A 15,048-nucleotide genomic window follows, 5' to 3' on the forward strand; every position below is an offset into this window, starting at 1 on the left:
TTCGGCACGAGGACTTCCGGGAACCCGGCATCGGATGTCGTGGGCGTCTTGGGTGTCTTCACCACAGATGTCACCCCCAGGAGGTACCGGAAGGGTAGCTCTTGGGGTGTGCTGTCCGGAAGGTCCGGTCACGGTCCGTGGCCGGGTCAGAGCTCCAGGCGAAAGCAGTGCCCCTGCTTCCCGTCCGGCGTCACGAACGTCTCCGCCAGCTCCATGCCGAGCCGCCGGGTCACCGCGATCGACCGCTCGTTGAGCGCGTAGACCATCGCGACGACGCTGCCGATCCCCGCCGCCCGCACCCGCTCCACCGTCTGGCGCGCGGCCGCCGTCGCGTACCCCTTGCCCCAGTGGTCGCGGCCCAGCCGCCAGCCGATCTCGATCTCGCCGACCGGGCCCCAGGCACCCGGCCAGGGCTGCGCGCCCGTGAACCCGATGACGTCCCCCGCGCCGTCGGTCATCGTCCACAGGCAGAAACCGTGCTCCGCCTCGTGTCTGCGCTGCCGCGCGGTCAGCTCCTCGTACACGGAGAGCTCCGCCGACGCGCCTCCGTGGAATTCCATGACATCGGGGTGGTCGAACACCCGGTGCCAGGCGAGCGCGTCCTCATGGGTGGGGACACGCAGATCCACGGCGGGCAGAACTCGACTCATGGGCTGGCCCTTCGGCTGGGTGATCACAGTCGCTGAATAGACTGCCCATGTCCGTGCCGGACGGCACACCGTTTTCGAGCCTGGGGAGAACCCGCCGTGACCGAGCAGCCCAAGCCCCTCTCCGAGCACAGCGCGGACGTGATCGTCGTCGGGGCCGGACCCGCCGGTTCGACGACCGCCTACTACCTCGCCAAGGCCGGCCTCGACGTCCTGTTGCTGGAGAAGACCGCCTTCCCGCGCGAGAAGGTCTGCGGTGACGGTCTCACCCCGCGCGCCACCAAGCAGCTCGTCTCCATGGGCATCGACATCTCCGAGGAAGCCGGCTGGCTGCGCAACAAGGGCCTGCGCATCATTGGCGGCGGCGTCCGCCTCCAGCTCGACTGGCCCGACCTCGCCTCGTACCCGGACTACGGTCTGGTCCGCAAGCGCGACGACTTCGACGAGCAGCTCGCGCGCCAGGCCCAGAAGGGCGGCGCCCGTCTCTACGAGCGGTGCAATGTCGGCGCCCCGATCATCGACGAGCGCACCGGCCGCATCACGGGCGTGCACGCGAAGCTGGGCGAAGAGAAGACCCCGGTGACCTTCCACGCCCCGCTCGTCGTCGCCGCCGACGGCAACTCCACGCGCCTGTCGCTCGCCATGGGCCTGCACCGCCGCGAGGACCGCCCGATGGGCGTCGCCGTCCGTACGTACTTCACCTCGCCCCGCCACGACGACGACTACCTGGAGTCCTGGCTGGAGCTGTGGGACCGGCGCGGCGCCGAGGACCGGCTGCTGCCCGGCTACGGCTGGATCTTCGGCATGGGCGACGGCACGTCCAACGTCGGCCTCGGCATCCTCAACTCCTCCAAGGCCTTCCGCGAATTGGACTGGCGCGAGGTCCTGAAGGCCTGGTGCGCCTCGATGCCCGACGACTGGGGGTACACCCCGGAGAACATGACGATGCCGATCCGCGGCGCCGCCCTGCCCATGGCCTTCAACCGTCAGCCGCACTACACCAAGGGCCTGCTCCTGGTCGGCGACGCGGGCGGCCTCGTCAACCCGTTCAACGGCGAGGGCATCGCGTACGCCATGGAGTCCGGCCAGATCGCGGCCGACGTCATCGTGCAGGCGCACGCGCGCGCCACCGACGCCCAGCGCGAACTGGCCCTGCAGCGCTACCCGAAGGTCCTCAAGGACACCTACGGCGGCTACTACACGATGGGCCGCGCGTTCGTGAAGCTCATCGGCAACCCGAAGGTCATGAAGATCGCGACGCAGCGCGGGCTCACCCACCCGATGCTGATGAAGTTCACGCTGAAGATGCTCGCGAACCTGACGGACCCGACCGGCGGCGACGCCATGGACCGCGTCATCAACGGACTGAGCAAGGTCGCGCCGAAGGCGTGAACCCGGCCGCCGCGACACCGTGAACCCAAAGGTCCGATTTGGCCGTAAGGCCTGGTCGGAGGGAGGCTGACCCCATGATTTTCATCGCCGTGAAGTTCACCGTCCGTCCCGAGCACGCCGACACGTGGCTGGAGAAGACCGCCGCGTTCACCGAGGCCACCCGCGCCGAGGAGGGCAACCTCTTCTACGAGTGGTCCCGCAGCGTCGACGACCCCAACCAGTTCGTCGTCATCGAGGGCTTCCGGGACGCCGCCGCGGGCGCCGTGCACGTGAACTCCGACCACTTCAAGGCGGGCATGGAGACCATGGCCCCGCTCATCGCGTCCACCCCGGAGATCATCAACGCCGACATCCCGAACGAGGGTTGGGGCGAGATGGGCGAGCTCTCCCCGCAGGCCTGAGCCGCAGGAATCACCGGTTTTCCGGACAAACACCGAAGGCCGCCGCACCCCGTGAGGGGAGCGGCGGCCTTCGCCTTGCGCGCGAGAGCCCGTGAAGGGCTTCAGGCGGCCGTGTGCGGCCTCAGCGGACCGCGGGGCCCCTGAGGGCCCGGAAGTTCACAGGAACCTCAGAGAACGCGCACCGCGCCGGTCGGCTGGTCGTAGGAAAGCGGCTGCTCGACGACGCCGGTGGAGGAGTTCTGCGCACCGACGAACTTGCCGCCGCCCACGTAGATCGCGACGTGGTAGGCGCTGCCGGAGCCACCCCAGTAGAGGATGTCGCCGGGCTGCAGGTTGTCGAGGCCGACCTGGGTGCCCTGCGTCGACTGGTCCTGCGAGACGCGCGGCAGGTCGACACCGGCCTGCTTGTACGCGGCCTGCACGAGACCCGAGCAGTCCCACGAGCTGGGACCCGTGCCACCGGACACGTAGGCGTCACCGATGTGCGACTTCACGAACGACACCACGGCGGCGGCGGAGCCGCTGGCCGGGGCGGAGACCTCGTCGGAGGAGGACGAGGACGCCGTCGCCTGGAGCGTGGTGCGCTCGCTGGAGCGGGAGGCGGCGGCCTTCTCGGCGGCCTCGCGCTTGGCGGCGGCCTCGGCCTTCGCCTTGGCTTCGGCCTTCTTCTGGGCCTCCGCCTTCTTCTCGGCGGCGACCTGGTCCTTCTTCGCCTGGTCCGCGGCCTTGTCGAACGCGGCGTCGCGCTCGGCCTGGACCTGGTAGTTCGCCGCGGCCTGCTGGGTGGCTTCCGCGGACTGGGCGACCTGGGAGGAGAGGTCGTTGGTGAGCGTGGGCATCTCGATGGTCTGCGTCACGGGCTCGGCGGCGGTTGCCGAACCAGCCGCACCAGCGACTGCCAGGGTGCTGAGGACGCCACCGGTAACTCCGGCGCGCAGGGCCCGCTTCGAGGCGCTGCGACGGGGCTTCCGGTGGCTGGGTATGTGAGCGGTGTGGGACATGAGACCAACCGGTATCAGGGCCTCCCCGATCCCTTCAAGAAACGTGTGGTGCGCCACAGTTGTGAAGCGGAGGGCCGAAACCGGGGCCCGACAGGCTTTATTGACGCCGTAACGGGCAAATTGGACAGCAGTCGGCGAGGCTCTGAGCACGTGTTTTCAGCAATACGCCCGAATTGCCCCACGCTTACCACCCGTTGAGGCCGTTGGCCAAGCCCGGTTTCTGACGGTGTGACTGATGCGTGACGCAGGTCACAAGCCGGCCCCTAGGGGGTGCGGTGCACACCGGATGAACACATCTCGCGTCCACCGCCGTTCACACCTGTCCCTCCAAGGTGTGAACGGGCTCCACTATCAGCCAACCGTGTCCAGCACCAATTTGCTTGCGATCTCCCCCTCTTGATAGAGGGCGCACCTCTCCGACCAGGGGTAACCCGGCAAGTTGTCACCACTGGTGATCACTCAGGTGCTTCGCGTGTGAAGATCACCGCTCATCCGACTTCATGATCCTTCGTCAGGTGGTGGAGATCACAAAGTAGTTGGCGTACCCCGTGTCGCAGATCACAGAGTTGCAGGCATAGGATGCGGGGCAAGTTGGGCTTGTGACCCGCTTCACATGTAAGCGATCTTCGACCGTTCGCAGGACGTGGGGCGCGGGGCGCGAGTTCATGCAACCGCCAGCAGTCAGCGCCGACTGAGAGGAGCGAGGAGCGGTGAACGCTTATGCGCCCATCCTCGTACTGGGAGCCCTCGGGGCAGGCTTTGCGATCTTCTCCGTGGTCATGGCCACGCTTATCGGTCCAAAGCGGTACAACCGGGCCAAGCTAGAGGCCTACGAGTGCGGGATCGAGCCGACCCCCACGCCGGCCGGTGGCGGGCGCTTCCCCATCAAGTACTACCTGACGGCGATGCTCTTCATCGTCTTCGACATCGAGATCGTCTTCCTCTACCCCTGGGCCGTCACCTTCGACGCCCTTGGGGTGTTCGGGCTCGTAGAGATGCTGCTCTTCGTGCTCACCGTCTTCGTCGCGTACGCGTACGTATGGCGGCGCGGCGGCCTGGAATGGGACTGAGCCCCGTATAGGGGAGACCGGGAGCCACAGACCAATGGGACTCGAAGAAAAGCTGCCGAGCGGATTCCTGCTGACCACCGTCGAGCAGGCGGCCGGCTGGGTGCGCAAGTCGTCCATGTTTCCCGCCACGTTCGGACTCGCCTGCTGCGCCATCGAAATGATGACGACGGGCGCGGGCCGCTACGACCTGGCGCGATTCGGCATGGAGGTCTTCCGCGGCTCACCCCGCCAGGCGGACCTGATGATCGTGGCCGGGCGGGTGAGCCAGAAGATGGCGCCCGTCCTGCGCCAGGTCTACGACCAGATGCCGAACCCGAAGTGGGTCATCTCCATGGGCGTCTGCGCATCCTCCGGCGGGATGTTCAACAACTACGCGATCGTGCAGGGCGTCGACCACGTCGTCCCGGTCGACATCTATCTGCCCGGCTGCCCGCCCCGGCCCGAGATGCTGATGGACGCGATTCTCAAGCTCCATCAGAAGGTGCAGTCCTCCAAGCTCGGCGTGAACGCCGAGGAGGCGGCCCGTGAGGCGGAGGAAGCGGCGCGCAAGGCGCTCCCGACGATCGAGATGAAGGGGCTGCTGCGGTGAGCGACGCGCACAGCGACAAGGGATCGAACGGGGTCAACCCCGAAAAGGACCTCAGCGCCTCCAACCTCCCGGGGCAGCGCGGCGACCAGGGCGAGGAGATCCGCGTACAGCGCGGCATGTTCGGCGCCAACAACGGCGGCGACACCTCCGGCTACGGCGGCCTCGTCCGCTCGATCCGGCTGCCCGGCGAATCCTCCCGCCCCTACGGCGGCTGGTTCGACGAGGTGGCGGACGAGCTGGAGGGCGCCCTGGAGGAGCAGGACCTCGTCCCCGAGAACGCCATCGACAAGACGGTCGTCGACCGCGGCGAGCTCACCTTCCACATCGAGCGCGAGCACCTGGTCCGCGTCGCCCGCACCCTGCGCGACGACCCGGCCCTGCGCTTCGAACTGTGCACGGGGGTCTCGGCGGTGAACTACCCCGAGGACAAGGGCCGCGAGCTGCACGCCGTCTACCACCTGCGCTCGATCACCCACAACCGGCTGATCCGCCTCGAGGTCTCCGTGCCCGACGCGGACCCGCACATCCCGTCCCTGGTCCCGGTGTATCCGACGAACGACTGGCACGAGCGAGAGGCGTACGACTTCTTCGGTCTCGTCTTCGACGGCCACCCCGCGCTGACGCGGATCATGATGCCGGACGACTGGCAGGGCTTCCCGCAGCGCAAGGACTACCCGCTCGGCGGCATCCCCGTCGAGTACAAGGGCGCCCAGATCCCGGCTCCGGACCAGCGGAGGTCGTACAGCTGATGTCTTCCACTTCTTCTGCCCCCTCCGCCTCGTCGCGCGAGACCACCGAAGGCACCGTCTACACGGTCACCGGAGGCGACTGGGACGAGGTCGCCCAGTCGGCGGCCAAGTCCGACGACGAGCGCATCATCGTCAACATGGGACCCCAGCACCCCTCCACGCACGGGGTGTTGCGCCTGATCCTGGAGATCGACGGCGAGACGGTCACCGAGGCCCGCTGCGGCATCGGCTACCTCCACACCGGCATCGAGAAGAACCTCGAATACCGCACGTGGACGCAGGGCACCACGTTCGTGACGCGCATGGACTACCTGACGCCGTTCTACAACGAGACGGCGTACTGCCTGGCCGTGGAGAAGCTCCTCGGCATCGAGGACGAGATCCCGGACCGCGCCAACATCATCCGCGTGCTCCTCATGGAGCTGAACCGGATGTCCTCGCACCTGGTGGCCATCGCCACCGGTGGCATGGAGCTCGGCGCGACCACGATCATGATCTACGGATTCCGGGATCGTGAACTCGTTCTCGATGTCTACGAGTTGATCACCGGCCTGCGGATGAACCACGCGTACATCCGGCCCGGCGGACTCGCCCAGGACCTGCCGCCCGGCGCGGTGGACGCGCTGCGCGAGTTCGTGAAGAAGATGAAGAAGAACCTTCCCGAGTACGACAAGCTCGCCACCGGGAACCCCATCTTCAAGGCCCGCATGCAGGACGTCGGCTACCTCGACCTCGCGGGCTGCATGGCCCTCGGCGCCACAGGACCGATCCTGCGCTCCGCCGGCCTGCCGCACGACCTGCGCAAGGCGCAGCCCTACTGCGGCTACGAGAACTACGACTTCGACATCCCGACCGCCGACACCTGCGACTCCTACGGACGCTTCCTGATCCGCCTGGAGGAGATGCGCCAGTCGCTGCGCATCGTCGAGCAGTGCCTGGACCGCCTGGAGCCGGGCCCGGTCATGGTCGGTGACAAGAAGATCGCCTGGCCCGCCCAACTGGCCCTCGGCCCGGACGGCCTGGGCAACTCGCTCGACCACATCAAGAACATCATGGGCACCTCCATGGAGGCCCTCATCCACCACTTCAAGCTGGTGACCGAGGGCTTCCGCGTCCCGCCGGGACAGGCGTACACCGCCGTGGAGTCGCCCAAGGGCGAGCTGGGTGTGCACGCCGTGTCCGACGGCGGCACCCGCCCGTTCAGGGTCCACTTCCGCGACCCGTCCTTCACCAACCTTCAGGCCATGGCGGCGATGTGCGAGGGCGGCCAGGTCGCCGACGTCATCGTCGCCGTCGCGTCCATCGACCCCGTGATGGGAGGCGTCGACCGGTGACCACCAGTTCTTCGGAGCAGGGCGTGAGTCTGGGCATGCCACAGCTGCCCGCGCCCGCGTACCCGGACGACGTCCGAACCCGCCTGGAGGCCGACGCGAAGGAGATCATCTCCCGCTACCCCGGCTCCCGCTCGGCGCTGCTCCCGCTGCTGCATCTCGTGCAGTCGGAGGAGGGCCATGTCACGCGCACCGGAATGCAGTTCTGCGCGGACATGCTCGACCTGACCACCGCCGAGGTCACGGCCGTCGCGACCTTCTACACGATGTACCGCAGGAAGCCGAGCGGCGACTACCAGGTCGGCGTCTGCACCAACACGCTGTGCGCCGTCATGGGCGGGGACGCCATCTTCGAGTCGCTCCAGGAGCACCTCGGCGTCGGCAACAACGGCACCACGGACGACGGCAGAATCACGCTGGAGCACATCGAGTGCAACGCCGCTTGTGATTTCGCTCCCGTGGTGATGGTCAACTGGGAGTTCTTCGACAACCAGACGCCCGAGACCGCCAAGCAGCTCGTCGACGACCTGCGCGGGGGCGCGCAGGTGTCACCCACGCGCGGCGCCCCTCTGTGCACCTTCAAGGAGACCGCGCGCATCCTGGCCGGTTTCCCGGACGAGCGCGAAGGCTCCGTCGAGGCGAGCGGCAGCGCAGGACCCGCCTCGCTGATCGGGCTGCGCCTGGCCAAGGGCGAGACGGAGCCCGCGCGCGTGGTCCACCCGCGCGGTGGCGGCGCCGAGGGCGACCAGCCCCACGACCCGTCGCCCACCGAGCACTTGAGCTCGCACGACGCGCCGCAGGACACGTCGGCCTCCGACCCCGCACACCCAGCGGGACCGACCGCCGAGGAGGGGGAGTGATGACCTTGGCAGCCGAGATCGACAACAACGACACCAGCCCGGAGAAGCTGCTCTCTCCGGTCCTGTCGGCCTTCTGGGACCAGGACAAGTCCTGGTCTTTGGATGTGTACCGCCGGCACGAGGGATACGAGGGGCTGCGCAAGGCCCTCGCCATGGAACCGGACGACCTGATCGCGTATGTGAAGGACGCGGGGCTCCGCGGGCGTGGTGGCGCCGGGTTCCCGACCGGGATGAAGTGGCAGTTCATCCCGCAGGGAGACGGCAAGCCGCACTATCTAGTTGTCAACGCCGACGAATCGGAGCCGGGGACCTGCAAGGACATCCCGCTCCTCTTCGCGAACCCGCACAGCCTCATCGAGGGCATCGTGATCGCCTGTTACGCGATCCGTTCCGAGCACGCGTTCATCTACTTGCGCGGTGAAGTGGTCCCCGTACTGCGGCGCCTGCACGAGGCCGTGCGCGAGGCCTACGCCGCGGGGTATCTCGGGCAGAACGTCCTGGGCAGCGGTCTCAACCTTGAGCTCACCGTGCACGCCGGCGCGGGCGCGTACATCTGTGGTGAGGAGACCGCACTCCTGGACTCGCTCGAAGGCCGCCGTGGTCAGCCGCGACTGCGTCCCCCCTTCCCTGCCGTCGCCGGCCTCTACGCCTGCCCCACTGTGGTGAACAACGTCGAGTCCATCGCGTCGGTTCCCGCGATCATCAATCGGGGCAAGGACTGGTTCAAGTCGATGGGCAGCGAGAAGTCCCCGGGCTTCACGCTGTACTCGCTCAGCGGCCACGTCGCGAGCCCCGGCCAGTACGAGGCCCCGCTCGGCATCACGCTGCGCCAGCTGCTCGACATGAGCGGCGGCATGCGTCCCGGCCACCGCCTCAAGTTCTGGACCCCCGGCGGCAGTTCGACCCCGATGTTCACCGAGGAGCACCTCGACGTCCCCCTCGACTACGAGGGCGTCGGCGCCGCCGGATCGATGCTCGGCACCAAGGCGCTGCAGTGCTTCGACGAGACGACCTGCGTCGTGCGCGCGGTCACGAGGTGGACCGAGTTCTACGCCCACGAGTCCTGCGGAAAGTGCACGCCGTGCCGTGAAGGAACGTACTGGCTGGTGCAGTTGCTGCGGGACATCGAGGCCGGCAAGGGCACGATGTCCGACCTCGACAAGCTGAACGACATCGCCGACAACATCAACGGCAAGTCGTTCTGCGCCCTCGGCGACGGCGCCGCCTCGCCGATCTTCTCCTCGCTCAAGTACTTCCGCGAGGAGTACGAGCAGCACGTCACGGGCAAGGCCTGCCCCTTCGACCCGGCCAAGTCCACGCTCTGGGCGGACCGGGGCGACAAGCACCGCACGGAGGTGAACGCGTGACCGTCACGACCAACGCTCCCTCCGGGGGCGGCGAAGCGGCCGTTCCGCCGGAGGACCTCGTCTCCCTCACCATCGACGGCATCGAAATCAGCGTCCCCAAGGGCACGCTGGTCATCCGGGCCGCCGAGATGCTGGGCATCGAGATCCCCCGGTTCTGCGACCACCCGCTGCTCGACCCGGCAGGCGCCTGCAGGCAGTGCATCGTGGAGGTGGAGGGCCAGCGCAAGCCGATGGCGTCCTGCACCATCACCTGTACCGACGGCATGGTGGTCAAGAGCCAGCTCTCCTCCCCGGTCGCCGAGAAGGCGCAGAAGGGGGTCATGGAGCTGCTGCTCATCAACCACCCCCTCGACTGCCCGGTCTGCGACAAGGGCGGCGAGTGCCCGCTGCAGAACCAGGCCATGTCGCACGGCCAGGCCGACTCGCGCTTCGAGGGCAAGAAGCGCACCTACGAGAAGCCGGTGCCTATCTCGAAGCAGGTGCTGCTCGACCGTGAGCGGTGCGTGCTGTGCGCCCGCTGCACCCGGTTCTCCAACCAGATCGCGGGCGACCCGATGATCGAGCTGATCGAGCGCGGCGCGCTCCAGCAGGTCGGCACGGGCGAGGGCGACCCCTTCGAGTCGTACTTCTCCGGGAACACCATCCAGATCTGCCCGGTCGGCGCGCTGACCTCGGCGGCGTACCGGTTCCGCTCCCGGCCCTTCGACCTCGTCTCGTCGCCGAGCGTGTGCGAGCACTGCTCGGGCGGCTGCGCGACCCGCACCGACCACCGGCGCGGCAAGGTCATGCGCCGCCTCGCGGCCAACGACCCCGAGGTCAACGAGGAGTGGATCTGCGACAAGGGCCGCTTCGGCTTCCGTTACGCGCAGAAGCCCGACCGGATCACCCACCCCCTCGTACGGGACGCGGAGAGCGGTGAACTGCGGCCCGCTTCCTGGCCGGAGGCGCTGGAGACCGCCGCGCGCGGGCTCGCCGCAGCCCGCGGCCGGGCCGGGGTGCTGACCGGTGGCCGGCTCACCGTCGAGGACGCCTACGCGTACAGCAAGTTCACCCGCGTCGCCCTCGACACGAACGACATCGACTTCCGCGCGCGCGTGCACAGCAGCGAGGAGGCCGACTTCCTGGCGGCGCGCGTCGCCGGTCGCGGTCGTGATCTGGACGGCCAGGGCGTCACGTACACCGCGCTGGAGAAGGCCCCCGCGGTCCTCCTCGTCGGGTTCGAGTCGGAGGAGGAGGCGCCCGGCGTCTTCCTCAAGCTCCGCAAGGCGTGGCGGAAGAGCGGCCAGAAGGTCTACTCGCTCTCCACGCATGCGACGCGCGGCCTGGAGAAGGCGGGCGGCACGCTGCTGCCCGCCGCTCCCGGCACCGAGCCCGAGTGGCTGGACGCGCTCGCCTCCGGGGTGGGTCTCGAAGGCGGGGGAGCGGACGCCGCGCAGGCGCTGCGCGGCGAAGGTGCCGTGATCGTCGTCGGCGAGCGGGTCGCGGCCGTGTCCGGTGGTCTCACGGCCGCCGTTCGGGCCGCGTCCGCGACCGGGGCCCAGCTGGTGTGGATCCCGCGCCGGGCCGGTGAGCGCGGCGCCGTCGAGGCCGGCGCGCTGCCGTCGCTGCTGCCGGGCGGGCGGCCCGCGACCGACCCGCGCGCGCGGGGCGAGGTGGCCGCCACCTGGGGTGTGGCCGACCTGCCGCACCGCCACGGACGCGACACCGGCCAGATCGTGGAGGCCGCCGCCACCGGCGAGCTGCTGGCGCTGGTCGTCGCCGGCGTCGAGGTCGCCGACCTGCCGTCCCCGGCGCGCGCACGTGAAGCCCTTCACGAGGTGGGTTTCGTGGTCTCCCTGGAGCAGCGGCCCAGCGAGGTCACCGACCACGCCGACGTCGTCCTTCCGGTGGCCGCGGTCGCGGAGAAGGCGGGCACGTTCCTCAACTGGGAGGGGCGCGCCCGGATGTTCGAGGCCGCGCTGAAGCCCGACCAGATGACGCGACGTGTCGCGCCCACGGACGCGCGCGTGCTGCAGATGATGGCCGACGCCATGGACGTCCACCTCGGTCTTCCTGATCTGCGCTCGCTGCGCCGCGAGTTGGACCGGCTCGGCAACTGGGACGGGCCGCACGCCACGGAACCCCTGGATACCGCGGGCCCGCTCCCGAAGCCCTCCTCCGGGGAGGCCGTCCTCGCCGGTCACCGGCTGCTGCTCGACCAGGGCCGCCTCCAGGAGGGCGACGACGCGCTCGCCGGGACTCGGCACGCCGCCCTCGCGCGCGTGTCCGCCGCGACCGCCGAGGAGGCGGGCGTGAAGGACGGTGACGTGCTGACGGTCACCGGGGCCAGGGGCAGCGTCGCGTTCCCCCTCCAGGTCACCGAGATGCCCGACCGCGTCGTGTGGCTGCCGCTCAACTCCGCGGGTGGCGGCGTTGCCTCGGACACGGGGGCCGTCCCCGGCGACCTGGTGAAGATCGGCCCGGCCGTCGCCGCCGGAGCCCCGGAGGTGCAGTCATGAGTCCAGCAGCGCTCAACACCATGGCGCTCGAAGACCTGTCCATGTTCGGTCGCGACCCCTGGTGGCTCGTCGTCATCAAGGCGGTCTTCTGCTTCGCCTTCGTGATGCTGACCGTGCTGTTCTCCATCGTGTGGGAGCGCAAGGTCGTCGCCTGGATGCAGCTGCGCATCGGCCCGAACCGGCACGGGCCCTGGGGCATGCTCCAGTCGCTCGCCGACGGCATCAAGCTGATGCTCAAGGAAGACGTCGTCGTCAAGCGCGCCGACAAGGTGGTCTACATCCTCGCGCCGATCGTCGCGGCGATCCCCGCCTTCATGGCGATCGCGGTGATCCCGTTCGGCCCCGCGGGCAACGAGATCTCGATCTTCGGCCACCGCACGACGATGCAGCTCACCGACCTGCCGATCGCGATGCTCTACATCCTCGCGGTCGCCTCCGTCGGCATCTACGGCATCGTCCTCGCGGGCTGGTCGTCCGGGTCGACGTATCCGCTGCTCGGCGGATTGCGCTCGTGCGCGCAGATGATCTCGTACGAGATCGCGATGGGCGCGTCCTTCGCCTCGGTGTTCCTGTACTCGGGCTCGATGTCGACGTCGGAGATCGTCGCCCAGCAGCACGACCGCTGGTACATCCTGCTGCTGCCGGTGTCGTTCCTGCTCTACATCGTGACGATGGTCGGCGAGACGAACCGCGCCCCGTTCGACATGCCGGAGTCCGAGGGCGACCTCGTCGGTGGCTTCAACACCGAGTACTCCTCCATCAAGTTCGCGATGTTCATGCTCGCCGAGTACGTGAACATGGTGACGGTCTCGGCGGTGTCCGTGACGCTCTTCCTGGGCGGCTGGCGCGCACCGTGGCCGATCTCCACGTTCTGGGAGGGCGCGAACCACGGCTGGTGGCCGATGCTCTGGTTCGTCGTCAAGGTCCAGCTGCTGCTGTTCTTCTTCATCTGGCTGCGCGGCACGCTGCCCCGCGTCCGCTACGACCAGCTGATGAAGCTCGGCTGGAAGGTCCTCATCCCGGTCTCCGTGGTGTGGCTGATGCTGGTGGCGACGGTGCGCACGCTGCGCAACGAGAACTACGACTTCGCCTCCATCGCCCTGTACGTCGGCGCCGCGATCCTTGTGGTCCTGATCCTGTCGTTCGTCGTCGACATGTTCCGCGACCGCGGGGCCAAGCAGCGGGAGGCCGCCGAGGAGCCCGCCGCCTTCGACCCGATGGCGGGCGGATTCCCCGTGCCGCCGCTGCCCGGACAGACCCTGCCGCCCGTGCCGCGCAGGCCCTCCCGCCGACAGCGGGAGCTGATTGTCAGTGGTGGCACCGATACTCAGAGTGACGAGTCGCTCGGTGGATCTCGCGAAGGAAAGGAGGCGTCCGATGGCTGACGAGACCAACTCCGGCCAGCAGAAGGACACCGAGCCGGGGTTCCAGAACCCCGTCGCCGGCTTCGGCGTGACCTTCAAGGCCATGTTCAAGAAGCGGCTGACCGAGCAGTACCCGGAGCAACCGAAGACCACCGCTCCCCGCTTCCACGGCAGGCACCAGCTCAACCGCCATCCGGACGGCCTGGAGAAGTGCGTCGGCTGTGAGCTGTGCGCCTGGGCCTGCCCGGCGGACGCGATCTACGTGGAGGGCGCGGACAACACGGAGGAGGAGCGCTACTCACCGGGTGAGCGCTACGGCCGCGTCTACCAGATCAACTACGCCCGCTGCATTCTGTGCGGACTGTGCATCGAGGCGTGCCCCACGCGCGCGCTGACGATGACGAACGAGTTCGAGCTCGCCGACAGCAGCCGCGCCAACCTCATCTACACCAAGGAGCAGCTGCTCGCCGGGCTCGACGAGGGCATGGTCGACAGCCCGCACTCGATCTTCCCCGGCATGGACGAGCAGGACTACTACCGGGGTCTGGTGACCGAGGCGGCGCCCGGCACCGAGCGCCAAGTGGCCGTCTCCAAGGGCGAGAAGCCCGAGGAGCCGGTCGCCGAGGGTGCAGAGGGGGCCGACGTATGAGCGCGCAGTTCGCGACGACGCTCGCCGCCAACACCTCGACGGGTGAGGCCTTCCAGTTCTGGATCCTCGGCACGGTCGCCGTCATCGGCGCCCTGTGCACGATCCTGATGAAGAAGGCCGTGCACAGCGCCCTCTGTCTGGCCGGCACCATGATCATCCTCGCGGTCTTCTACTTGGCCAACGGGGCGTACTTCCTGGGCATCGTGCAGATCGTCGTCTACACGGGCGCGATCATGATGCTGTTCCTCTTCGTGGTCATGCTCGTCGGCGTCACCGCGGCCGACTCCCTGAAGGAGACCATCAAGGGGCAGCGCTGGCTCGCCGCCCTGTGCGGGGTCGGCTTCGGGGTGCTGCTCATCGCGGGGATCGGCAACGCCTCGCTGAAGCAGTTCAACGGACTGGGCAAGGCGAACGCCGGGGGGAACGTGGAGGGCCTCGCGTCCCTCATCTTCACCAAGTACGTCTTCGCCTTCGAGATCACCGGCGCCCTGCTGATCACGGCCACCGTCGGCGCGATGGTGCTCACGCACCGCGAGCGCACCGAGCGGGCCAAGACGCAGCGCGAGATGGCCGAGGAGCGCGTGCGCGAGGGCAAGCACCTCCCGCCGCTGCCCGCCCCGGGCGTCTACGCCCGGCACAACGCGGTGGACATCGCCGGCCTGCTGCCCGACGGCACCCCGTCGGAGCTCACGGTCATGCAGACCCTGCGCGACCGCGGCCAGATCCGGGACGTCTCCGGTGAGGCGATGAGCGATCTGAAGGCCCTGGAGCAGCGGTCGGCCGACCGTCTCGAGCGTTCGGATCTCGACCGGGCCGAGGAGGCGTCGAAGTGAATCCGGTCAACTACCTGTATCTCGCCGCCCTGTTGTTCACGATCGGCGCCACCGGCGTGCTCATCAGGCGGAACGCGATCGTCGTGTTCATGTGCATCGAGCTGATGCTGAACGCGTGCAACCTCGCGTTCGTCGCGTTCTCCCGCATGCACGGCAATCTCGACGGCCAGATCATCGCGTTCTTCACGATGGTCGTCGCCGCCGCCGAGGTCGTGGTGGGGCTCGCGATCATCGTGTCGATGTTCCGTTCCCGCCACTCGGCCTCGGTCGACGACGCCAGCCTGATGAAGCTGTAAG

Annotated in this window: 15 protein-coding genes; 13 read left to right on the forward strand and 2 right to left on the reverse strand. The window is 68.6% G+C overall.

Annotated features, from left to right (window positions below):
• Positions 1-146: 146 nt before the first annotated feature.
• The gene (locus ACY34M_RS07725; protein ID WP_462716327.1) at positions 147-650 is read right to left on the reverse strand and encodes a GNAT family N-acetyltransferase; all 504 of its coding nucleotides are present in this window, start codon (positions 648-650) and stop codon (positions 147-149) included.
• Between the two features lie 96 nt (positions 651-746).
• On the opposite strand from ACY34M_RS07725, the gene ACY34M_RS07730 reads away from it, so the two are divergent.
• On the forward strand, positions 747-2,039 hold the full coding sequence (locus ACY34M_RS07730; protein WP_462716326.1) for a geranylgeranyl reductase family protein: 1,293 nt from the start codon (positions 747-749) through the stop codon (positions 2,037-2,039).
• A 74-nt stretch (positions 2,040-2,113) separates the two neighbouring features.
• Positions 2,114-2,440, forward strand: a complete 327-nt coding sequence (locus ACY34M_RS07735) for a putative quinol monooxygenase (protein WP_462716325.1) — start codon at positions 2,114-2,116, stop codon at positions 2,438-2,440.
• A 167-nt stretch (positions 2,441-2,607) separates the two neighbouring features.
• Here ACY34M_RS07735 and ACY34M_RS07740 read toward each other — a convergent pair whose 3' ends face one another.
• Positions 2,608-3,441, reverse strand: a complete 834-nt coding sequence (locus ACY34M_RS07740) for a C40 family peptidase (RefSeq protein WP_462716324.1) — start codon at positions 3,439-3,441, stop codon at positions 2,608-2,610.
• A 710-nt stretch (positions 3,442-4,151) separates the two neighbouring features.
• Between ACY34M_RS07740 and ACY34M_RS07745 the strand changes: the two genes are divergently transcribed.
• Genes ACY34M_RS07745 through nuoK form a run of 11 tightly spaced genes read left to right on the forward strand, consistent with a single transcriptional unit; the run spans position 4,152 to position 15,047 of the window.
• Positions 4,152-4,511, forward strand: coding sequence for an NADH-quinone oxidoreductase subunit A (locus ACY34M_RS07745; RefSeq protein WP_007383963.1), 360 nt, complete (start codon positions 4,152-4,154; stop codon positions 4,509-4,511).
• A 34-nt stretch (positions 4,512-4,545) separates the two neighbouring features.
• Complete coding sequence (locus ACY34M_RS07750; RefSeq protein WP_462716323.1) at positions 4,546-5,100, forward strand: NuoB/complex I 20 kDa subunit family protein; 555 nt, start codon at positions 4,546-4,548, stop codon at positions 5,098-5,100.
• A complete protein-coding gene (locus ACY34M_RS07755; protein ID WP_462716322.1) occupies positions 5,097-5,849 on the forward strand; it encodes an NADH-quinone oxidoreductase subunit C in 753 nt (250 codons plus the stop codon). The genes ACY34M_RS07750 and ACY34M_RS07755 overlap by 4 nt, the downstream gene beginning before the upstream one ends.
• Positions 5,849-7,183, forward strand: a complete 1,335-nt coding sequence (locus ACY34M_RS07760) for an NADH-quinone oxidoreductase subunit D (RefSeq protein WP_462716321.1) — start codon at positions 5,849-5,851, stop codon at positions 7,181-7,183. The genes ACY34M_RS07755 and ACY34M_RS07760 overlap by 1 nt, the downstream gene beginning before the upstream one ends.
• Positions 7,180-8,040 (forward strand): NADH-quinone oxidoreductase subunit NuoE, encoded by an 861-nt coding sequence (gene nuoE / locus ACY34M_RS07765; RefSeq protein ID WP_462716320.1) that lies wholly within the window; start codon positions 7,180-7,182, stop codon positions 8,038-8,040. Before ACY34M_RS07760 ends, nuoE begins: the two co-directional genes overlap by 4 nt.
• The gene (gene nuoF, locus ACY34M_RS07770; protein ID WP_462716319.1) at positions 8,040-9,407 is read left to right on the forward strand and encodes an NADH-quinone oxidoreductase subunit NuoF; all 1,368 of its coding nucleotides are present in this window, start codon (positions 8,040-8,042) and stop codon (positions 9,405-9,407) included. Before nuoE ends, nuoF begins: the two co-directional genes overlap by 1 nt.
• A complete protein-coding gene (locus tag ACY34M_RS07775; protein ID WP_462716318.1) occupies positions 9,404-11,905 on the forward strand; it encodes an NADH-quinone oxidoreductase subunit G in 2,502 nt (833 codons plus the stop codon). Before nuoF ends, ACY34M_RS07775 begins: the two co-directional genes overlap by 4 nt.
• The gene (gene nuoH / locus ACY34M_RS07780) at positions 11,902-13,290 is read left to right on the forward strand and encodes an NADH-quinone oxidoreductase subunit NuoH (protein ID WP_462716317.1); all 1,389 of its coding nucleotides are present in this window, start codon (positions 11,902-11,904) and stop codon (positions 13,288-13,290) included. Before ACY34M_RS07775 ends, nuoH begins: the two co-directional genes overlap by 4 nt.
• Entirely contained in the window at positions 13,283-13,918 is a 636-nt protein-coding gene (gene nuoI, locus ACY34M_RS07785) for an NADH-quinone oxidoreductase subunit NuoI (RefSeq protein WP_462716316.1), read from the forward strand. Before nuoH ends, nuoI begins: the two co-directional genes overlap by 8 nt.
• Positions 13,915-14,751, forward strand: coding sequence for an NADH-quinone oxidoreductase subunit J (locus ACY34M_RS07790; protein ID WP_462716315.1), 837 nt, complete (start codon positions 13,915-13,917; stop codon positions 14,749-14,751). Before nuoI ends, ACY34M_RS07790 begins: the two co-directional genes overlap by 4 nt.
• Entirely contained in the window at positions 14,748-15,047 is a 300-nt protein-coding gene (gene nuoK, locus ACY34M_RS07795) for an NADH-quinone oxidoreductase subunit NuoK (RefSeq protein WP_462716314.1), read from the forward strand. The genes ACY34M_RS07790 and nuoK overlap by 4 nt, the downstream gene beginning before the upstream one ends.
• The last annotated feature ends 1 nt before the right edge of the window (position 15,048 follow it).

This window comes from Streptomyces sp. EDA2-14 (assembly GCF_054963755.1).